The sequence below is a fragment of the Abyssisolibacter fermentans genome, assembly GCF_001559865.1.
In the GTDB taxonomy this organism is placed as follows: Bacteria; Bacillota; Clostridia; order Tissierellales; family MCWD3; genus Abyssisolibacter; species Abyssisolibacter fermentans.
Map to the genome: position 1 here is coordinate 1 of NZ_LOHE01000024.1, position 16,465 is coordinate 16,465.

At 31.3% G+C, this 16,465-nt stretch carries 17 protein-coding genes; 1 reads left to right on the top strand and 16 read right to left on the bottom strand.

Annotated elements, in window-relative coordinates; translation table 11 throughout:
• Nucleotides 1-91 precede the first annotated feature (91 nt).
• From AYC61_RS01210 to AYC61_RS01225, 5 genes are all read right to left on the bottom strand, one after another.
• Nucleotides 92-361, bottom strand: coding sequence for a phage tail protein (locus AYC61_RS01210; RefSeq protein ID WP_066495599.1), 270 nt, complete (start codon nucleotides 359-361; stop codon nucleotides 92-94).
• A gap of 268 nt (nucleotides 362-629) precedes the next feature.
• A complete protein-coding gene (locus AYC61_RS20515) occupies nucleotides 630-755 on the bottom strand; it encodes an S-layer homology domain-containing protein (protein WP_082759719.1) in 126 nt (41 codons plus the stop codon).
• Complete coding sequence (locus AYC61_RS01215) at nucleotides 727-981, bottom strand: S-layer homology domain-containing protein (protein ID WP_156456287.1); 255 nt, start codon at nucleotides 979-981, stop codon at nucleotides 727-729. The genes AYC61_RS20515 and AYC61_RS01215 overlap by 29 nt, the downstream gene beginning before the upstream one ends.
• A 180-nt stretch (nucleotides 982-1,161) precedes the next feature.
• Nucleotides 1,162-1,404, bottom strand: coding sequence for a phage tail protein (locus AYC61_RS01220; RefSeq protein WP_066495607.1), 243 nt, complete (start codon nucleotides 1,402-1,404; stop codon nucleotides 1,162-1,164).
• Between the two features lie 147 nt (nucleotides 1,405-1,551).
• Complete coding sequence (locus AYC61_RS01225; RefSeq protein WP_066495609.1) at nucleotides 1,552-5,355, bottom strand: AAA family ATPase; 3,804 nt, start codon at nucleotides 5,353-5,355, stop codon at nucleotides 1,552-1,554.
• A gap of 536 nt (nucleotides 5,356-5,891) precedes the next feature.
• On the opposite strand from AYC61_RS01225, the gene AYC61_RS01230 reads away from it, so the two are divergent.
• Nucleotides 5,892-6,389 carry an NUDIX hydrolase gene (locus AYC61_RS01230; protein WP_066495610.1) on the top strand — a complete coding sequence of 166 codons (498 nt, stop codon included), beginning with the start codon at nucleotides 5,892-5,894 and terminating at the stop codon, nucleotides 6,387-6,389.
• Between the two features lie 36 nt (nucleotides 6,390-6,425).
• Here AYC61_RS01230 and AYC61_RS01235 read toward each other — a convergent pair whose 3' ends face one another.
• The 11 genes from AYC61_RS01235 to AYC61_RS01285 all read right to left on the bottom strand — a co-directional run bounded on the left by AYC61_RS01235 (nucleotide 6,426) and on the right by AYC61_RS01285 (nucleotide 16,347).
• A complete protein-coding gene (locus tag AYC61_RS01235) occupies nucleotides 6,426-7,520 on the bottom strand; it encodes a M24 family metallopeptidase (protein ID WP_066495615.1) in 1,095 nt (364 codons plus the stop codon).
• 2 nt (nucleotides 7,521-7,522) lie between these two features.
• On the bottom strand, nucleotides 7,523-8,545 hold the full coding sequence (locus AYC61_RS01240) for a proline racemase family protein (RefSeq protein ID WP_156456288.1): 1,023 nt from the start codon (nucleotides 8,543-8,545) through the stop codon (nucleotides 7,523-7,525).
• Nucleotides 8,546-8,561: 16 nt separating this feature from the next.
• On the bottom strand, nucleotides 8,562-9,521 hold the full coding sequence (locus AYC61_RS01245; protein ID WP_066495618.1) for an ornithine cyclodeaminase family protein: 960 nt from the start codon (nucleotides 9,519-9,521) through the stop codon (nucleotides 8,562-8,564).
• A gap of 158 nt (nucleotides 9,522-9,679) precedes the next feature.
• On the bottom strand, nucleotides 9,680-11,854 hold the full coding sequence (locus AYC61_RS01250; RefSeq protein WP_066495620.1) for an aldehyde ferredoxin oxidoreductase family protein: 2,175 nt from the start codon (nucleotides 11,852-11,854) through the stop codon (nucleotides 9,680-9,682).
• 18 nt (nucleotides 11,855-11,872) lie between these two features.
• The gene (locus tag AYC61_RS01255) at nucleotides 11,873-12,274 is read right to left on the bottom strand and encodes a 4Fe-4S binding protein (RefSeq protein ID WP_066495623.1); all 402 of its coding nucleotides are present in this window, start codon (nucleotides 12,272-12,274) and stop codon (nucleotides 11,873-11,875) included.
• Nucleotides 12,275-12,464: 190 nt separating this feature from the next.
• Nucleotides 12,465-12,935, bottom strand: a complete 471-nt coding sequence (locus AYC61_RS01260) for a GNAT family N-acetyltransferase (RefSeq protein ID WP_066495632.1) — start codon at nucleotides 12,933-12,935, stop codon at nucleotides 12,465-12,467.
• 108 nt (nucleotides 12,936-13,043) lie between these two features.
• On the bottom strand, nucleotides 13,044-14,192 hold the full coding sequence (locus tag AYC61_RS01265; RefSeq protein ID WP_066495635.1) for an NAD(P)/FAD-dependent oxidoreductase: 1,149 nt from the start codon (nucleotides 14,190-14,192) through the stop codon (nucleotides 13,044-13,046).
• Nucleotides 14,185-14,463: a (2Fe-2S)-binding protein gene (locus AYC61_RS01270; RefSeq protein WP_066495638.1), complete on the bottom strand. Its 279-nt coding sequence runs from the start codon at nucleotides 14,461-14,463 to the stop codon at nucleotides 14,185-14,187. The genes AYC61_RS01265 and AYC61_RS01270 overlap by 8 nt, the downstream gene beginning before the upstream one ends.
• Before the next feature lie 2 nt (nucleotides 14,464-14,465).
• Nucleotides 14,466-14,957: a 4Fe-4S binding protein gene (locus AYC61_RS01275; protein ID WP_066495640.1), complete on the bottom strand. Its 492-nt coding sequence runs from the start codon at nucleotides 14,955-14,957 to the stop codon at nucleotides 14,466-14,468.
• Nucleotides 14,951-16,045 carry an NAD(P)/FAD-dependent oxidoreductase gene (locus tag AYC61_RS01280; RefSeq protein ID WP_066495643.1) on the bottom strand — a complete coding sequence of 365 codons (1,095 nt, stop codon included), beginning with the start codon at nucleotides 16,043-16,045 and terminating at the stop codon, nucleotides 14,951-14,953. The genes AYC61_RS01275 and AYC61_RS01280 overlap by 7 nt, the downstream gene beginning before the upstream one ends.
• The gene (locus tag AYC61_RS01285) at nucleotides 16,042-16,347 is read right to left on the bottom strand and encodes a (2Fe-2S)-binding protein (RefSeq protein ID WP_066495645.1); all 306 of its coding nucleotides are present in this window, start codon (nucleotides 16,345-16,347) and stop codon (nucleotides 16,042-16,044) included. Before AYC61_RS01285 ends, AYC61_RS01280 begins: the two co-directional genes overlap by 4 nt.
• Nucleotides 16,348-16,465 lie beyond the last annotated feature (118 nt).

A 16,465-nucleotide genomic window follows, 5' to 3' on the forward strand; every position in this document is an offset into this window, starting at 1 on the left:
GGGGATTAATATTTTCATTTAATTCCTTCTACTGTATAGTATTTCAAAGTATCTGTAACTTCTTAGATTATAGGTTTAAGATTTTCATGTATTATATTTGGTCTTTAGAAACCATATTTTTACCATGAATTTCGGGTACCTTACCTTCCGTCGCAATACAATAAGTCTGTCCCTCAGGTTCATCTTTTGTTAAATCAGGCAATCTAAATTGAAATTTACCTTTTTTTCCAAATTTTGTACCTATGAGCATGTAAAGCTTAGGATATTCGTTTATATATAAAGCTTGCCCACTGCACCTAAGCCATCCCACTGGTACATCATCATAGGGAATCAATTTTATATCCCCTAGCATTTGATTCATGTAATTTTTACCTCCTTTTTGAAAAAATCAACTTCTAAATATATCTAATTTCAGTTTTGTTTATCTATATACAGTCTAAAATCATAATTGTTTCCAATTTCATTATATAAATTGTATAGTAATTTACATCTGCCAAAAGTTATATTTTCTATAAAAAATCTGAAATATGTTTTAGAAAGAGAAAAACCTGCTGATTTTGCAGGTTTTTGGACTATTTTTCTTTATTTTCATATTTTAATAAGAAAGCAAAGGGACAGGGTAAATCCTACTACTTTATCAACCTCATAATCATTACCACTGCCTCTGCCCTTGTAGCATTGTCCTTTGGTCTTAGTATATTATCTTTAAAACCATTTACTAAGCCATTATCCAGAGCATATCTTATTTCCATCATTGTTATCACTTGTTATCGCCTTTTCTGGAGCATATTCATTATTCTCTGAGCCCTCTAATCCTAATACTCTAACTATCAAGTCTGTAAATTCTGCTCTGCTTATTATGTCATTTGGTGCAAAGTTATCTTTGACTTTTCCTTTTGCTATGTGTTTTGCTACCATTATTTCTATTTCTTCTTTTGCCCAGTGTCCTTGTATGTCTTTGAATGTCTTGTTATGTTCCATCACCGCATATATACTCAAGTGTGGTGCTTCAAATACTAATTTGTTTCCTACTACTTTACTCTTTACATATTCCCACTCTTTAGTTTCTTCGTTAAATACATAGATACTTAACTTGTCGATATCAACTTTTTCTTTATCTATATCTTCCAGTAGAATTTCTATTATTTCCTTAGCCTCATTTTAAGAGTGAATTTTAGGTAGCTTACCTTCCGTGGCAATGCAATAGGTCAGACCTTTGGGTGCAGTTTCTATTAAATCCGGTAATTTAAATTGGAGGTCTCCTTCCTTTCCAAATTTAGTACCAATCAGCATATAAAGTTTAGGATATTTATTTTTATGCAATGCTTGCCCACTGCACCTAAGCCAACCCTCAGGTATATCATAATAGGGTAAGAGTTTTATCTCCCCTAACATTTGATTCATATAATTTCTACCTCCTTTCACATGTACTATAAGCATAATTATTTATTGCTTCATTATATAGATTGTGTAAGATTTTACATCTGTCAAAAGTTATATTTTGCAAAATATGAAAAATCCTGCTATTTTGCAGGTTTTCAAGATGCTATTTTATATTTTAATAATATTAAGTTCTTTTGCTTTTATAACTGCTTTTATACGACTATCCACTTCCAATTTACTATATATGTTGCTCAAATGACTTTTTACAGTTCCAAGGGTAATAAATAACTTTTTACTTATAGCAGAGTTTGACATTCCCTCTGCAACTAATTTTAATACTTCTAATTCTCTATCAGTTAAAGGTGATGAAGCTTTCCCAGGATTTAATATACTGTGAAGATTCACATCCTTTATTTTTGTTATCTTTGATATAAGTGAAGGAATTACACTTTTAATAACCCCAGAAATATTTTCATCAAAACCCTCTCTACTCACTCTTTCTAAATAAATAATCCCCACAAATACCCCTAAATAGTTGATTGGAATACAAACAATAGATATTTCATCTTTATCCATTATATATATATCCTTTGTAAATATACCTTTATCGGGTTTCTTGTTTAAAATTACTTCTTCTCCTGTTCTCGCTACGTATCGAATTACTTTCCGAGATAGATAACTTACATGTTTCATATATATAGGCTCTTTATGAACCTTTACATTTTCATTGTTTTTCTTTTCATATTGTAGATACATTTCATCAACTTTTTCAAATAAAACAGCGCCATAATCTGCATTATTAATCTGAATAAGAACATCTAGCATATATATGAACCCTTGTTTCTCTTCCATGTTTTCAATTTGATTTAAATGATACAATATGTTTTTGTTTATTTCTTCATCTACTGTTATCTCTTCGGTCATTTTATTTTTTAGCTGAAGATTTTTTTCTTCTGTAAGCAGTTTTATGTTATTTTCTAGTCCAAAGTTCTTTTCAATTAAGTTCACAATATATATAGCTCCCCACTTTTCAAAAAAACTTGCAGCCTCTTTTGCATAAAATCTTGAAAGCCTTTTGTTGTACTCATAATGCCTTGCTGCCAAAAGATTACCTATGGCTGCTAGTTGCAATTGACCTCTGTTTTCTGCAAAGCTAATTGCTTCATTATATAGTTTCTCTAAAGGCTTCTCCTTTTCAAAAATCTTTGTGTATTCAGCCTTGGCTAGTAAATATCTTGTATAATGGTTTTCCTTATAAATATCAACCCAATATTTTAGCTCCTTCATTTGTTTCTTTATTAGTGTTTTATTTTTCCTCTTTTCTGCTACTTGTAAAGCTTTATGCTCAGCAAGTCTTGTGAGTATACAATAAAAAAGCAAGTCTATATACATGATATGTCCTTTTAATAAACCTATGCTTGGTGTAATATTTTCTACCAATTCGTAAGCTTTTTCAATTTCTCCTTCTAGGTATAACCTTTGGAGCATGAAGGCGTAATACGCTAGGCTTTTATTATTATTTAATAGTTCTATCTCCTTTTCTATTTGATAATCTTCTTTTGTGAGTACCCCTACTTCAAGATAATGAATATGACGATTAAAAAGTTGATCTATAAATAATACGATGTCATCTCCCATCCTCTGTAATTTTTTTACTTGGACGTTAGCATAGTTGATTATTTCCTTTAATGGTACTCCCATGACGTACTTTGCATAAATAATGGAAATAATAGCATAACCACTATATATAAATTCGCCTATCTTTATCCCTTCTTCAATGGAATTTTCCAGATATTTTATGGATTTTTCCATAGAATTTGACCAATGATCTATAAAAGTTCCTATAAGAGAATATACAATTGGTTTTGTATATAGATTATCTGTATCTTCAAGCAAATCTAATGCAATGTCCTTTAGTCTTTCTCCTTTTTTATGATCTTTCCATATATTGTTAGCAACATAACTATAGGCAGTATATCCAATGGGTGAATAAGGCGAATTACCATATTTTGCAGAAAGAATACCTATTTTCATGAGAGTCAGTCCAAATATCTTATCATTGACAATATTAGCAGCAGGAATCATTTTGGTTAAGGTTTCTAAGATAATCATTAGTCTTTTATCTTTAATCATAGGTGCATTTTTAAGCTTCTCTATCTTATTATTGGAAAATAACAATTTTCCTTTTATAAAATCAGTAACAAGATGTTTTGTATTGAATTTAAAGTTTAATTGATTTAATACCTCAATACCTAACTCTATTACCTTTTCGGAATTACCGTTATAAGAATAAAGGTTCATATATTTTCTTTTTATGGTTATCATATTTTCTGCTGTATTGTATTTGTCAATGAGTAATTCAAATCTTTTTTTTGCTTCTTGGTATCTTTCACAGATATATTCACACTCTCCTAATTCTAGATTAATTCTCATCTCTAAATCATGCTTATCTTTAAATTCGCAATAGGGAAGTAAGTGTACACAGCACTCAAATATTTTTAGGGCTTGTTCTATAGCAATTGTTTGTTTTGCCTCCATACCTGCATAGTATAGCTCATAAATCCACATTTCTGTGTTTTCTTGTGTCAACATCTGATAGTCACTGCGTAATAATTGAGATGCTATGAAAAGTCTATTGTTTTTTTTAAATGTTTCGTCTACGTTGTCTGTAAGTTTTTTAGCAATATTATAATGAAGCTTTGCTCTTTTTTCAGAGTCAATTTTTTTATACACCAGTTCTAATATAATATCATGCACAAAACCATAGCTTAAGGTTCCCTCTGTCTGATATTCTTCTACTGTTTTTACAAGAAAAGCAGCTTTACATAATCTATGTAACTGTTTATTTAATAAGGTATCCTCTGTATTTATTATTTTTTTTAATAGCTTATATTCTACTTTGCCATCAAAACATGCTATCAGCTCAAGGAGTGATTTATCCTCACTCTTTAGTTTGTTCATTTTATTTGTTATAATCTGCTCTATATCCTTGGGCAAATTTAAACTATTTATCAGATTAATTTCTACTACCCATTGTTTTCTTTTAGGAGAATATGAGAGTATTTTTTCCCCAATAAATACATTAAGAATTTCCTTTATGTAAAAAGGATTTCCAAGTGTTAAACCATATATAATTCTTGCTAAATAATCTAGGTTTTCAATATTTACTCCAAAGATTAATTGCAGATAATCCTTTATATCTAAAGCCGTTAGTTCCTGTAATTGTATAGGAATATGGTCATTTTTAATCTGTGGTATTTCAGTAATGCATTCCACTTTTTTAATACTTCTTTCTTCATTATCCCGATATGCAAGTATAAGGAGTAAGTTTAACAGTTCATTATCCTTGCATATAGGCTGAAGCACTTCTAAAGAGGGTGTATCCGCCCATTGCAAATCATCTATAAACATAATCAGTGGGAATAGCGATTCTGAAACAGCCAACAAAAACTGATAAATGGCTTTTTTTACTCTGTATTTTAGTTTTTCATAATTATTCATATTAATAGTTTTGTGATGATCTAAAAGCTTTCGTGCATATGGACATATTGATGTTATTATTTCTATGTCAGAATTCAAGGATTTTTTTAAAGCATTTTTTATGTTCTTCAATTGTTCATATGGTAGGGTCAAAAGATGTTTTACCATTTGCTCTATAATTTCTGAAATGGCACTAAAGGGCTTTTTGTCATGCTGTCTAAATTTACCGTATACATAGGTTACGTTGCTGCTTGCCAGCTCCTTTATTACATGCTCTACTAAAAAAGTTTTTCCAATACCTGGCACACCAGTAATGATCGATATCCACCCGCCACCTTCTAGAACACGGTCAAAATGCTTTTTAATAGATTCTATTTCATTATTTCTAGCTATTATAGTCTTATTAATTTTTTCTTCTATAATATGCTTTCCACCATTTATTTCATTTTCAAAATCGTCTATCTTATAGTTTATACAATCAAATTCATCCATTTTTCTTCCTCCATCAATTATACCTGTTCGGTCAAGCTAAACTTTATTACTACATTCTTGAAATATACTTAAACTTAGATTATTCATAGAAAATTATGATAGGAGATTCATTAATAATATCCTTCTGATTATAACAAGGCGCAAGATATCCCCCAACCTCTATAGGTGGCGGGTACCGATTAGATTTAACAGGCGGTGTGTATATCTCCCGCCTCGTTGAAACAGTGTGTTGCAATTACTACGTAATTACTTCCGTTGTTATAAGATATCCATTAAATATCATACATGTCAACTCGACATGCCTTCGAATTAAATTGGATTATAGATGTATCTCAGACTCATTGCTTCGTCTGAGTAAGCGACTCACACTTTGTAGCCCGCTAACTACTATTAGTATAATATTTATATATTCTACATTCTTTTAGATAATCCTCTTGTCGAATCTCTTTATTCGCCACAAAGCTAACTAAACAGGGCTTGTCATTAAATGTCATATGTAGTAATATTTAATTATAGAATACTGAGGAGGTAACAACATGTCTGATAATTATTATTGGAATTTAAGAAAACTAGTCGGAAAAATACCATTAAACATCAGTAGTGCAGGAGTCATAATACTCGATAAAAAAAATAGAATACTACTTCAACATAGGACAGATGATGGATCATGGAGTATACCAGGTGGTGGTCTTGGATTAGGAGAAAATTTGGAAGCAGGGGCAAAAAGAGAAGTATATGAGGAAACAAATCTTATTGTTGAAGATATTAAATTGTTTAATGTTTATTCTGGAAAAGAACAACATTGTATTTATCCTGATGGTAATGAAGTGTATTTTACTAATGTAGTTTACATAACTAAAAATTTCGAAGGAGAAATGAAAGCTGATGGTATAGAGGGTTCGGAATTGAAATTCTTTAATTTTGATAGTTTACCAAAAAATATAGCTCCTTGTAGCAAACCGATATTACAAGATTTAAAAATCAAATTGAAATCAGCAAAAAAATCGTCCCTTAATTCTCGTGATTTATATTGAAAAGCTACGGCTTTTTATCCGTAGCTTTTGTGTTAATTATATTATAACTGGTGTTTTTTGAGACTTATTTAATACTTCTACTCCATTTTCTGTAACTACAACTATATCTTCTATTCTTACACCAAATTCGTTTGGAATATAGATACCCGGTTCTACACTAAAAGCCATTCCTTCTCTTAAAATTTGTTCATTTCCGCTTCTTATGTAAGGAGCTTCATGTACACTAGATCCTATACCATGACCTGTTCTAGTTATGAAATATTCACCATAACCAGCTTTCTCTATCACATCTCTTGCTGCTTTATCTACACTTTGTGCGCTAACATCAGATTTTGCTTGTTTTTCACCAGCTAAATTCGCTTCAAGTACTGTATTGTATACTTCTTTTTCTTTTTCAGTCATACCTCCTACAAATACGGTTCTTGTTGTATCTGAGCAAAAACCTTTGTAAATACACCCAAAATCTATAATTATAATATCTTTTTCCTGTATAACTCTTGAATATTCATTGTAATGTGGTTTTGAGCTATTTGGACCTGATGCAATTATTGTATCAAAAGATAATCCTTCTGCTCCTTTTTCTAAAAATAACTCTTCCATTTTTTCTCTAATATTATCTTCTGTCATACCTGGTTTAATAAATTTAATTATATCAGCAAAAACATCATCAGCCATTTTAGCAGCTATTCTTAATTTTTCTATTTCATCATCACTTTTTATTATTCTAAGTTCTTCTAATATGTGATTACCATTAACAAATTTAATATCCATAGTTTCTTTCATATCTAGCATATTCACAGCTCTTGCACTTTTGTTAACGCCTATAGTCTTACCTATTAAGTCGAATTCTTCAAAAGCTTTTTTTACTTTACATAAAAAACCTTCTCCATCATCCCATTGATAAATTGCTGTATCTTTTCCAAGTACTTTTTGCATTTCTTCAAAATTTAATTTCGGTACTACATAAAAATATCTGCCATCTTTTAATAAGAAAAATGCTTGAAACCTTTCATCCATATGTGGAGAAAAACCTAATAAAAATGACATATCTTCTGATGGTGCTACTAGCATAGCTTCAACATTGTTATCTGACATCAAATCAGTAAGTTTTTTTAAATATTTTTGATTCATATTTACCCTCCTATAATCCTAAAACCCTCTGGTATTGGGTCATCCGGATCTAATACTAATTGATTAAAACCAGTAATAAATGCATTTCCAGAAACCTCAGGTATCACTGCATCTAAATTTGATATACTAGTAAAATCATTTATTTTACCTTCAAAAATTGTATCTATTATACTTTTATTAATTAGTGTCATTCCTTTTTTCATAACACCTTTTTTATAAAGTAAAGCAACTCTACCTGCAGTTCCAGTTCCTGTAGGTGATCTATCTATTTGACCATCTGCAAAAATACATACATTATTTGATTCTATTGTATCACCTTTTATGTTTAATGGTCCAGTTATTATAGTTCCATAGATACCCTTTATTCCTCTTTCTATCGGATGTACTACATCCATTGCATCCATTACCTTATATTTTATTTCCATACCTATCTTTACTAGTTTTTCTATATGTTTAGGATCTACTGTTAAGCCTATTTTTTGTGCATCTATATATACATAAAAAGCTCCGCCGTAAGCTATGTCTGCTGTAACCTCACCTATACCTTCTACATTCACTTTAATATTCTCTGCATAAACAAATGAAGGTACATTTTCAAAACTAATTTTTTGAACTTTATCGTTTTGTATATTGGCATATGCTACAATCCTGCCAGCAGGTGAATCTATCTTTACTACATTAATCCCTTCAGTACATTTCAACATTCCAACCTCAATTGCTACCTTAGTAACTGCTATTATCCCATGACCACACATTGTACTTAATCCTTCATTGTGTGTGAATAAAACTCCAAAATCACCATCTGATGTTACTGGTGGTGTAATTATACATCCATACATTCCACTATGTCCTCTTGGTTCCAACATAAGCATCTTTCTAATGTCATCATAGTTCTTAAGCATAAACTTTCGTTTTTCTAAAATAGTATTACCTTTAATAGGAGGTAAACCAGAGGTTATTATTCTTAGTGGCTCACCAGCTGTATGAGCATCTATAGCTGTTATCATCCTTGTAAAGTTTATCATATTTTTACTCCCCTTTTTACAACTCTATTTTTTGACCTAGCCCTTTCTCTTTAACTTTATTGTAAATCTGCTGTGCTACGACAATATCAAATAAAGCCATGCCTACTGATTTATATAGTGTTGTATTCTTTACAGCAGATTTTTTGTTTTTAATATAATAACCAAATGTTCTAATTTGTTCTTCTTTTATCCATCCCTCTTTTATTGGTGTAATTATATCTCCTGACTCTTCTTTCGCATAATCAGTATCTATATACATTTCATCTAGCATATTAAAAAGCTCTTTTGGATATTCTCTCATATTTGGCTTATATGATCCTATACCTATATAATGTTTATTTTGGAGTAATTCTTTTTCATTAGGTAGTACTGGTTCATTAGCTGTCGTACATGTTATAACAACTTGACTTTGATTTAATAAATCGACTGCACTGTCAGCAATATTAATTTTAACATCTGGTAAATATTTTTGTAGTTTTACTTTAAATGCTTTTAATTTATCCTTTGATATATCAAATATAGATACTTTTTTAACATTTCTAACTGTAGAGGCAAATAATATCTGATAAAATCCTTGTACTCCTGTTCCAATTAAACCAACACTATTAATATCTTTTTGTGTTGTATGCCTTATCCCTACTCCACCTACAGCACCTGTCCTATAAGCAGTTAAACTAGCACCGTTAATAATACATAATGGTTTACCTGTATTAATATCATTTAGCAGCATTAATCCTTGTATAACAGGTTCGTCGAATTCTGTATTATTAGGAAATACAGTTAATATTTTAGTACCAAAAACTTGATTGGTGAAACAAGGCATGTATAATAAAGTATCATTACTATTATTTATATGTATTCGATCAGGCATTTTATAGTTTTTCTCCTCATAAACTACATAAGCTTGCTCTATTGAATCCATTAGTTCATTAAATGATATTGAATTTTTAATATCACTTTCACTTATATAAAGCACTCTTTATTCCCCCTTTTATGCTAACAATTTTTTAATTACAGTATCCTATCTTATTTAATTATTATATGAATATTTCCATATATAAGATTTAAGGAGAAAGGCTGTGACAAAACCAAATAATATTTTTGTTTTGTTACAGCCTTGTTTGTTTTAATTAACTATTGACTTCTTTCTAATTTTAAATGTTGCTCTACTACTTCTATTAATTCAGGTAAATCCATACCAAGTTCTTTAAGCTTCTCTATCGTTGGTACCCCATCATTAGTCCATCCTCGTCTTTTATATACAGCATCAATTAGTTTTTGATATTGGTCCTCTCTATACTCTCTCATGACTTTAATCTTTTCATCAATTGTCTTACCTTCAGAATTGTAATTTAACCATTCTTTTAGTTGTTTATCATATCTTTCTGCTCTTGATTCATATTCTTCTACTGTTACCGGACCCATTGATCTATAAGGTATAGCATCATTAATTCTCTTACCATAGCCTCTTCTTATATTAAATATCCTCTGATAGTTATATACTCTTTCTGATTGTCTTATTAATTCATCTAAATCAATGTCTTTGCCTGTAACACCATTAAATACTTCTACATAATTTTGAACATGCTCTATAACTTTAGCAGGCTCTTTTGATTTTTTATTACTGGCTGGAGTAACATCATTCCAAGGTAATTTACATAATCCGTTTAATCCAAACCATGTTCTAAACATAGGAAAATAATGTAATGCTTCAGCTTTATCTTCAAATGTTGGTATTTGATTGTGAACCATATCCATAAATATAAGCCAAGCTTCATCATGTTGAGGTCCTTTATTTGTTAAGCCATATCCACCTTGCTGAGCCAAGGATTCTTTACAAAGATATTCAGAAAACTCTAAACCTTTTTGTTCCATAGCTATATCATTTATAAAATCAGGGTCTGCTCCATATTCTTCAATGAATATCTTTTTCATTCTTCTTACACCTTGACCAGCTATAAGACCAAAACCTTCTCCTCTTGACATTTGATGCAACAATTCAATAGCTGCCTTACCATTTCCAAAATGAAGATCTAATCCACCTGTTATTTCTTTGTTTAATATTCCATTTTCATAACATTCCATTATAAATGCTGTTAATGTTCCAAATGAAATCGTATCTATACCGTAAGTATCACAATAAAAATTACATTCCAATACATATTCAGGATCAAAAATTCCACAGTTTGCACCAACACCTGCTGCTGTTTCGTACTCAGGTCCATCTATCGTAACTTTATCACCTTTATACGGTCCTGTTTTTAGCTCAAAATTATCTGCTGCCTTAGCACATGACATTGAACATCCATACCAGCAACCATCAGGTTTCCCCTGAGTAATATATTTATCTTTAAATACAGTAGAAGCTATTTTATAAGTATCTGGATGTGCTCCAAATTTGAAATTATGTGTTGGCAATAAATCATATTCATCCATAACCTCAATTATATTTGCCGTTCCTATTTTTCTCATTCCATTTTGTTCATCATCAAACCTGCACATTTCTTTATGGAATCTTATTCCCGCCCTATTTATTTTACCTTGATCTGCAGGGTTATTTAAATCACCTTTAACTTTACTGAATTTTACAACTATAGCTTTTATATTTTTATTTCTAAATACTGAACCTATTCCACCTCTACCTGCTTGCTTTAATCTTGCCACTTTTCTTCTAACATCATAAAAACTAAAGTTTAACATTCCAACTAAACAATTATCAGCAGCTGTTCCTGCTGAAACAACAGATATATTTCTCCTATCAGCTTCTGTCTTTGCATACATCTCTGTCAGTTGTTCAGCTAAAACATGGCTGTCTATAGCATCAAGTGGAGCTTCTTCTATTTTAACTACACCTGTGTCTCCATCTATGAAAATCACAACATCATTATCTGCTTTACCTTGTATTTCTAATGCATCCCAACCTGAAAATTTTAATAGTGGTCCAAAATATCCACCAACATTGCTGTCAATTACAATATTTGTAGTTGGTGATATTGTAACTACCAATGATTTTCCTGCACCAGGATATTGAGTTATTCCACCTACTGGTCCACATGCTATTATAATTTCGTTTTCAGGATCATCCCATTTAGTATCAGGTTGTGTTGCTTCCCATAAAAATTTCAAACCAAAACCTTTACCACCTATGAATTTATCTTTCATAAGCTGAGTTACAGGTTTCGATTTTATAGTGTTATTTGAAATATCTACATATAAAGTTCTATTAGTATATCCTCTTTCTATAGTCCCCAAATCATACTTAAACTCTGTTAAGAGTTTTCTTGAATTTTTAATTTTTTCTAAGTCCATAATAATTACACCCCCTTTTTAAACTTTTGATGTTTCAACAGTCTCTAGTGTCAATGCTCCTGTAGGGCATTTTTTAACACATAACCCGCATGATATACATTTAAACGGTTCAATATAATCATCATGCTGCATCATTGCAGCCTCTGGACAATATCCAACGCACATAAAACATCCAACACATATATCTTTATTAATTCTAACGATTCCATTTTTATCTCTGTAAATTGCTTCAACAGGACATATATCGATACACTCACCACATTGAGTACAATGGCTAATTAAATTTGGACCATCCACTACCTCTTTTACATTCAATGCTGCTTTTGATATATTTTTCTCTTTATAAAAAGCTTTTGAACATACTTCCTCACAATTGTGACAGCCAATACACAAATCAGTATTTACAGCTAATCTTTTCATACTTTTACACCTCCTTACAATATCTAGTGCAGCACACCCTACACCAACTTATTTTATTATATTTACACATAGACTATATATTATCAATGTAGTCTGTAATTTAATTATTAATTCTTATAGGCTAGTACGCATTTTAAGAATATCATTAAAGTTATACTCATAACCAGATTATTATTTATAATTATCGGTTCTACAAAGTTAATTTTGCTACCAATTCACCATCTTCAATCTTACCTGTTTCTACAAAACCAAAAGATGCGTAAAGTGCCTTTGCTACCACATTCTCTGGTTCATAAGAAAGGGAAACTACCGAAGCTTTTCCATACGGGAAAGTCCTAATCAATTCAAGTGCCTTTGCCATAGCTTCCTTACTATAACCTTTACCCTGATATCGTTTGTCGATCATTAATCTACACACCCAATAAGCATTTTCATCATCATTCTCATCTGCTTCATTATATGATAACATTATAAAGCCTACCATGATATCATTGTCATAAATGGCATAAGGCATAGGAATGCACTCATTATTCGTTAAAGCAACATACGCCTCTGCAAGGCTGCATATATTACTTGCTACATAACTTTTTTGTTCTTCTTTTGGTTCTAATTTGATACATTCATCAAAATTATCATCTGTGATTTTTCGTAATTCTATCATAATTATCCCCTTTAAATAATATATAATCTTTACTTCTAATGTGTTTAATTATAGAAATTTGTTTTATAACATGTAACTGTTTATCCATTGTAGATTATTACTAATTTTTTAAACTACTGAAGGCTCGTAAACTAATTCTCCCCTTGCAAATCTATCTTTATCTAGAGAGCTTACATCTATAGTATTTTCTTCACCTAGTATTTGCTCAGCTATAAGCATCCCAGTTACAGGACCTAACATAAACCCGTGACCGCTAAATCCAACTGCTAGATAGAAACCTTCTAATTCTTTAACTGTACCTAATATCGGATGACTATCAGGTGTTATATTATACAATCCAGCCCATTGTCTTACTACTCTCAATTTACCAATAGGTGGTAGTAAATTAGTAATAGTTTTGGACATCTCCTCTAAGAAATGCCAACTAGAAGTCATTCTCAAGTCTCTAGGTTCATTTGCATCTCCTCTACCCATTAAAAATGAGCCATTTGGTGTTTGTTGACAATATAAATTTAATGAAAATGACATAACCATAGGTCCTTGAGTTGGTTCAACAGTCTCTGTTACTAATATTTGATGTCTCTCTGAGTAAACTGGTATATCTAGTCCTACCATTTCTCCAATCTGTTTTGAATATCCACCTGCTGCGTTTACTACTACTCTTGTAGCTATTTCTCCTTTGTTTGTTATTACTGATTTAACCTTTCCGTTTTCTTTTTTAATACCAATTACTTCAGTATATAAATAAAATTTAACTCCCAATCTTTTTGCTGCTTTTGCATATGCATCTGTAGTTAAGAATGGATTTAAATGTCCGTCACTTTGGCAAAAAGTTGCACTTGTCATAATATCCGTATTTAAGTATGGAACTATTTTTTTTGCTTCCTTTGGTGTTATATAATCTACATCTATTCCTAAGCTTTTCTCAAGTTCTACATTTTTTTTGAATTGCTCATCTTCCTTTTCAGTTGTTGCAACCATTAAATATCCACCCTGCTTAAATTCAATATCTCTATCATATTCAAGCTCTTCGTTAGCATTTTCAAAGAATTTAATACTCTCCATTGCCAGCTTACAGTTCATTTCCATACCAAATTGTTGTCTAATACCAGCGCCACATCTACCTGTAGAACCACTAGCTAAATAATTTTTTTCTATAACAACAACATTTTTTACACCCTTTTTTGCTAAATTATATGCTATTGAACACCCAGAAATACCACCACCAATAATTACAACATCAGCAGTTTTAATCATCTTCACTACCTCCCTTAACAAATTGATCAATTTTCAAGCTTTTAACAGGAGGTCTACTAGTACAAGGTTCTATTTCTGCCATGCTTTTTCCTGTATATTTTGCAATCTCTCTTTGAATCAATTGCCCACATGTTCTCCCTTGACACGGACCCATACCAGCTCTTGTTATTCTCTTTATCTCTTCAAGGCTTGTATAGCCTTGTTTTATTAAATCTCTAATTTCTTTTAATGTTACATCCGAGCACCTACAAATAATAGTATTATCATCCATTATTATCTTACCTCCACTCTGATATTTCTAAAATCGTACATATACTTTCTAGGTACAGCAACATTTATAACTGGTGTTCTATCAAAAGCTTTTGGATTTTGAACTTTAATTATTTTAACATCACATATATATTCCCCTGCTCTATCAAGTCCGGCTACTATGTTACCTTCAACAGGCAAAGGTAAAAATTCATAAGGAATTTTAAACAATATTTCATCTTCAGAGTAACTACCATCTACAACCATAATTGCTAAACCCGGGCACTTACTTATACATAATCCACATCCATTGCATATTTCTTCATCTAACTGAGGTCTATCATTAATGTCTTTAAAGTCTTTCATCGCATTTTTAGTACAAGCAGTAGAACATGGATTACACGGTATTCTTTGAAAACATTCTATAACAGCTACAGGACCTTTATTTATTCTGTCTTCACTAGGAAATATTTCTTTTATCATTTCTGGTGTAGCAATACCTGTACTCTCTAACATGTCGCTTCACTCCTAACTATTTTATCTATACCGGCTCTTATTCTTTCACCTACATGCCCTGAACGTAAAGAATTAAGCTGATTAATATAATCTTCTCTAAGTTCATCAAAATTAGGATGTTCATAACCTATACCCTTTGCTGCACATAAACCTGCAAGATATCCTTCTACCATAGCACTACTTGCTTCTTCTACTCCTGTAACATCTCCTGCCACAAAAATCTTTTCTACTGTTGTTTCGTAGTTGTTATCTCTAACAGGAACTCTGCCGCTTAATTCAGGTACATATTTCATTTCACAACCAGCCTGACATAATAATTCAGTTAGTGGAGTTAATCCCACAGAAATGCACATTACATCAACATCCAACTCTTTTTCTGTACCCTCTATTGGTTGCCATTTATCGTCCAGCTCGCAAATAACAGCTTTTTCCAAACATTCTTTTCCTATAGCTTCTTTAACTGAGTGTCTTGTTAATATTGGTACTCCCATTCTTCTAACCTTTGATGCATGTACTAAATATCCACCTATTTTTGGAGCTGCATCTATAATTGCTTCTACCTTAACACCTGCTTGCATAAGCTGATAACTGACTATCAAACCTATATTACCTGCTCCTACCATTAAAACTCTATTTCCAGGTTTTACTCCATGTACGTTCATAAGAGTTTGTACTGCACCAGCTCCGTATATACCAGGAAGATCATTTTGTGGAAAAGCAAGTACCTTTTCACTTGCACCAGTAGCTACAACCATGGCATCTGGTTTTACTTTTATGTATTTACCTTCGTTTTCTAGTGTTATAATTCCATCTTCATATATTCCTAAAACAGTAGTATCATCTAAAATTTCTATATTATCTTTGTATTCTGCTAATTTGTTAAAAAGTATATTTGTAATATCTATACCTCTTGTTGAAGCATATTGTTTTTCAGAACCAAAAAACATATGCGTTTGTTTTATAAGTTGTCCACCTATTTTCTTGTTTCTATCAACTATAAGTACTTTAGCACCACTAGACGCTGCACTAATTGCTGCACATAGACCTGCTGGTCCACCACCAATAACAGCCAATTCTACATTCTTCATAGAATTTCCCCCTTACCATTTTGTGTCTCAACAACCATGCCTTCTTCAAGGTCTGTAATACAAGTTCTTACATTAGGTTCACCATTTACTTTCATTAGACACGAAGAACAATTTCCTATAGCACAATAGAATCCTCTTGGTCTATGCTTAAATACACTCTGTCCAAGAACTTTTACTCCTGCTGCATGTAATGCAGCTGCAACAGTTTCCCCTTTGTAACCCTCCATTTCTTGACCATTAAAAGTAAACTTTACTTTTTTACCTCTTTTAAAATCTAATATAGGATGCTCATTAATCCTCATATAAATCCCTCCTACAATTCTTATGTATCAAATTAAGATATTATGAAAATATAATAGCAAAATGTATGCCAAAATTATCATTATTAGAAGTTAGTAATAAACTTATCATGATATTTAG

What these genes read in the sequence shown, in the direction of transcription:
- AYC61_RS01210 (WP_066495599.1), bottom strand. Translation starts at nt 361, where the DNA reads ATGAATCAAATGCTAGGGGATATAAAATTGATTCCCTATGATGATGTA.
- AYC61_RS20515 (WP_082759719.1), bottom strand. Translation starts at nt 755, where the DNA reads ATGATGGAAATAAGATATGCTCTGGATAATGGCTTAGTAAATGGTTTT.
- AYC61_RS01215 (WP_156456287.1), bottom strand. Translation starts at nt 981, where the DNA reads ATGGAACATAACAAGACATTCAAAGACATACAAGGACACTGGGCAAAA.
- AYC61_RS01220 (WP_066495607.1), bottom strand. Translation starts at nt 1,404, where the DNA reads ATGAATCAAATGTTAGGGGAGATAAAACTCTTACCCTATTATGATATA.
- AYC61_RS01225 (WP_066495609.1), bottom strand. Translation starts at nt 5,355, where the DNA reads ATGGATGAATTTGATTGTATAAACTATAAGATAGACGATTTTGAAAAT.
- AYC61_RS01230 (WP_066495610.1), top strand. Translation starts at nt 5,892, where the DNA reads ATGTCTGATAATTATTATTGGAATTTAAGAAAACTAGTCGGAAAAATA.
- AYC61_RS01235 (WP_066495615.1), bottom strand. Translation starts at nt 7,520, where the DNA reads ATGAATCAAAAATATTTAAAAAAACTTACTGATTTGATGTCAGATAAC.
- AYC61_RS01240 (WP_156456288.1), bottom strand. Translation starts at nt 8,545, where the DNA reads ATGATAAACTTTACAAGGATGATAACAGCTATAGATGCTCATACAGCT.
- AYC61_RS01250 (WP_066495620.1), bottom strand. Translation starts at nt 11,854, where the DNA reads ATGGACTTAGAAAAAATTAAAAATTCAAGAAAACTCTTAACAGAGTTT.
- AYC61_RS01255 (WP_066495623.1), bottom strand. Translation starts at nt 12,274, where the DNA reads ATGAAAAGATTAGCTGTAAATACTGATTTGTGTATTGGCTGTCACAAT.
- AYC61_RS01260 (WP_066495632.1), bottom strand. Translation starts at nt 12,935, where the DNA reads ATGATAGAATTACGAAAAATCACAGATGATAATTTTGATGAATGTATC.
- AYC61_RS01265 (WP_066495635.1), bottom strand. Translation starts at nt 14,192, where the DNA reads ATGATTAAAACTGCTGATGTTGTAATTATTGGTGGTGGTATTTCTGGG.
- AYC61_RS01270 (WP_066495638.1), bottom strand. Translation starts at nt 14,463, where the DNA reads ATGGATGATAATACTATTATTTGTAGGTGCTCGGATGTAACATTAAAA.
- AYC61_RS01275 (WP_066495640.1), bottom strand. Translation starts at nt 14,957, where the DNA reads ATGTTAGAGAGTACAGGTATTGCTACACCAGAAATGATAAAAGAAATA.
- AYC61_RS01280 (WP_066495643.1), bottom strand. Translation starts at nt 16,045, where the DNA reads ATGAAGAATGTAGAATTGGCTGTTATTGGTGGTGGACCAGCAGGTCTA.
- AYC61_RS01285 (WP_066495645.1), bottom strand. Translation starts at nt 16,347, where the DNA reads ATGAGGATTAATGAGCATCCTATATTAGATTTTAAAAGAGGTAAAAAA.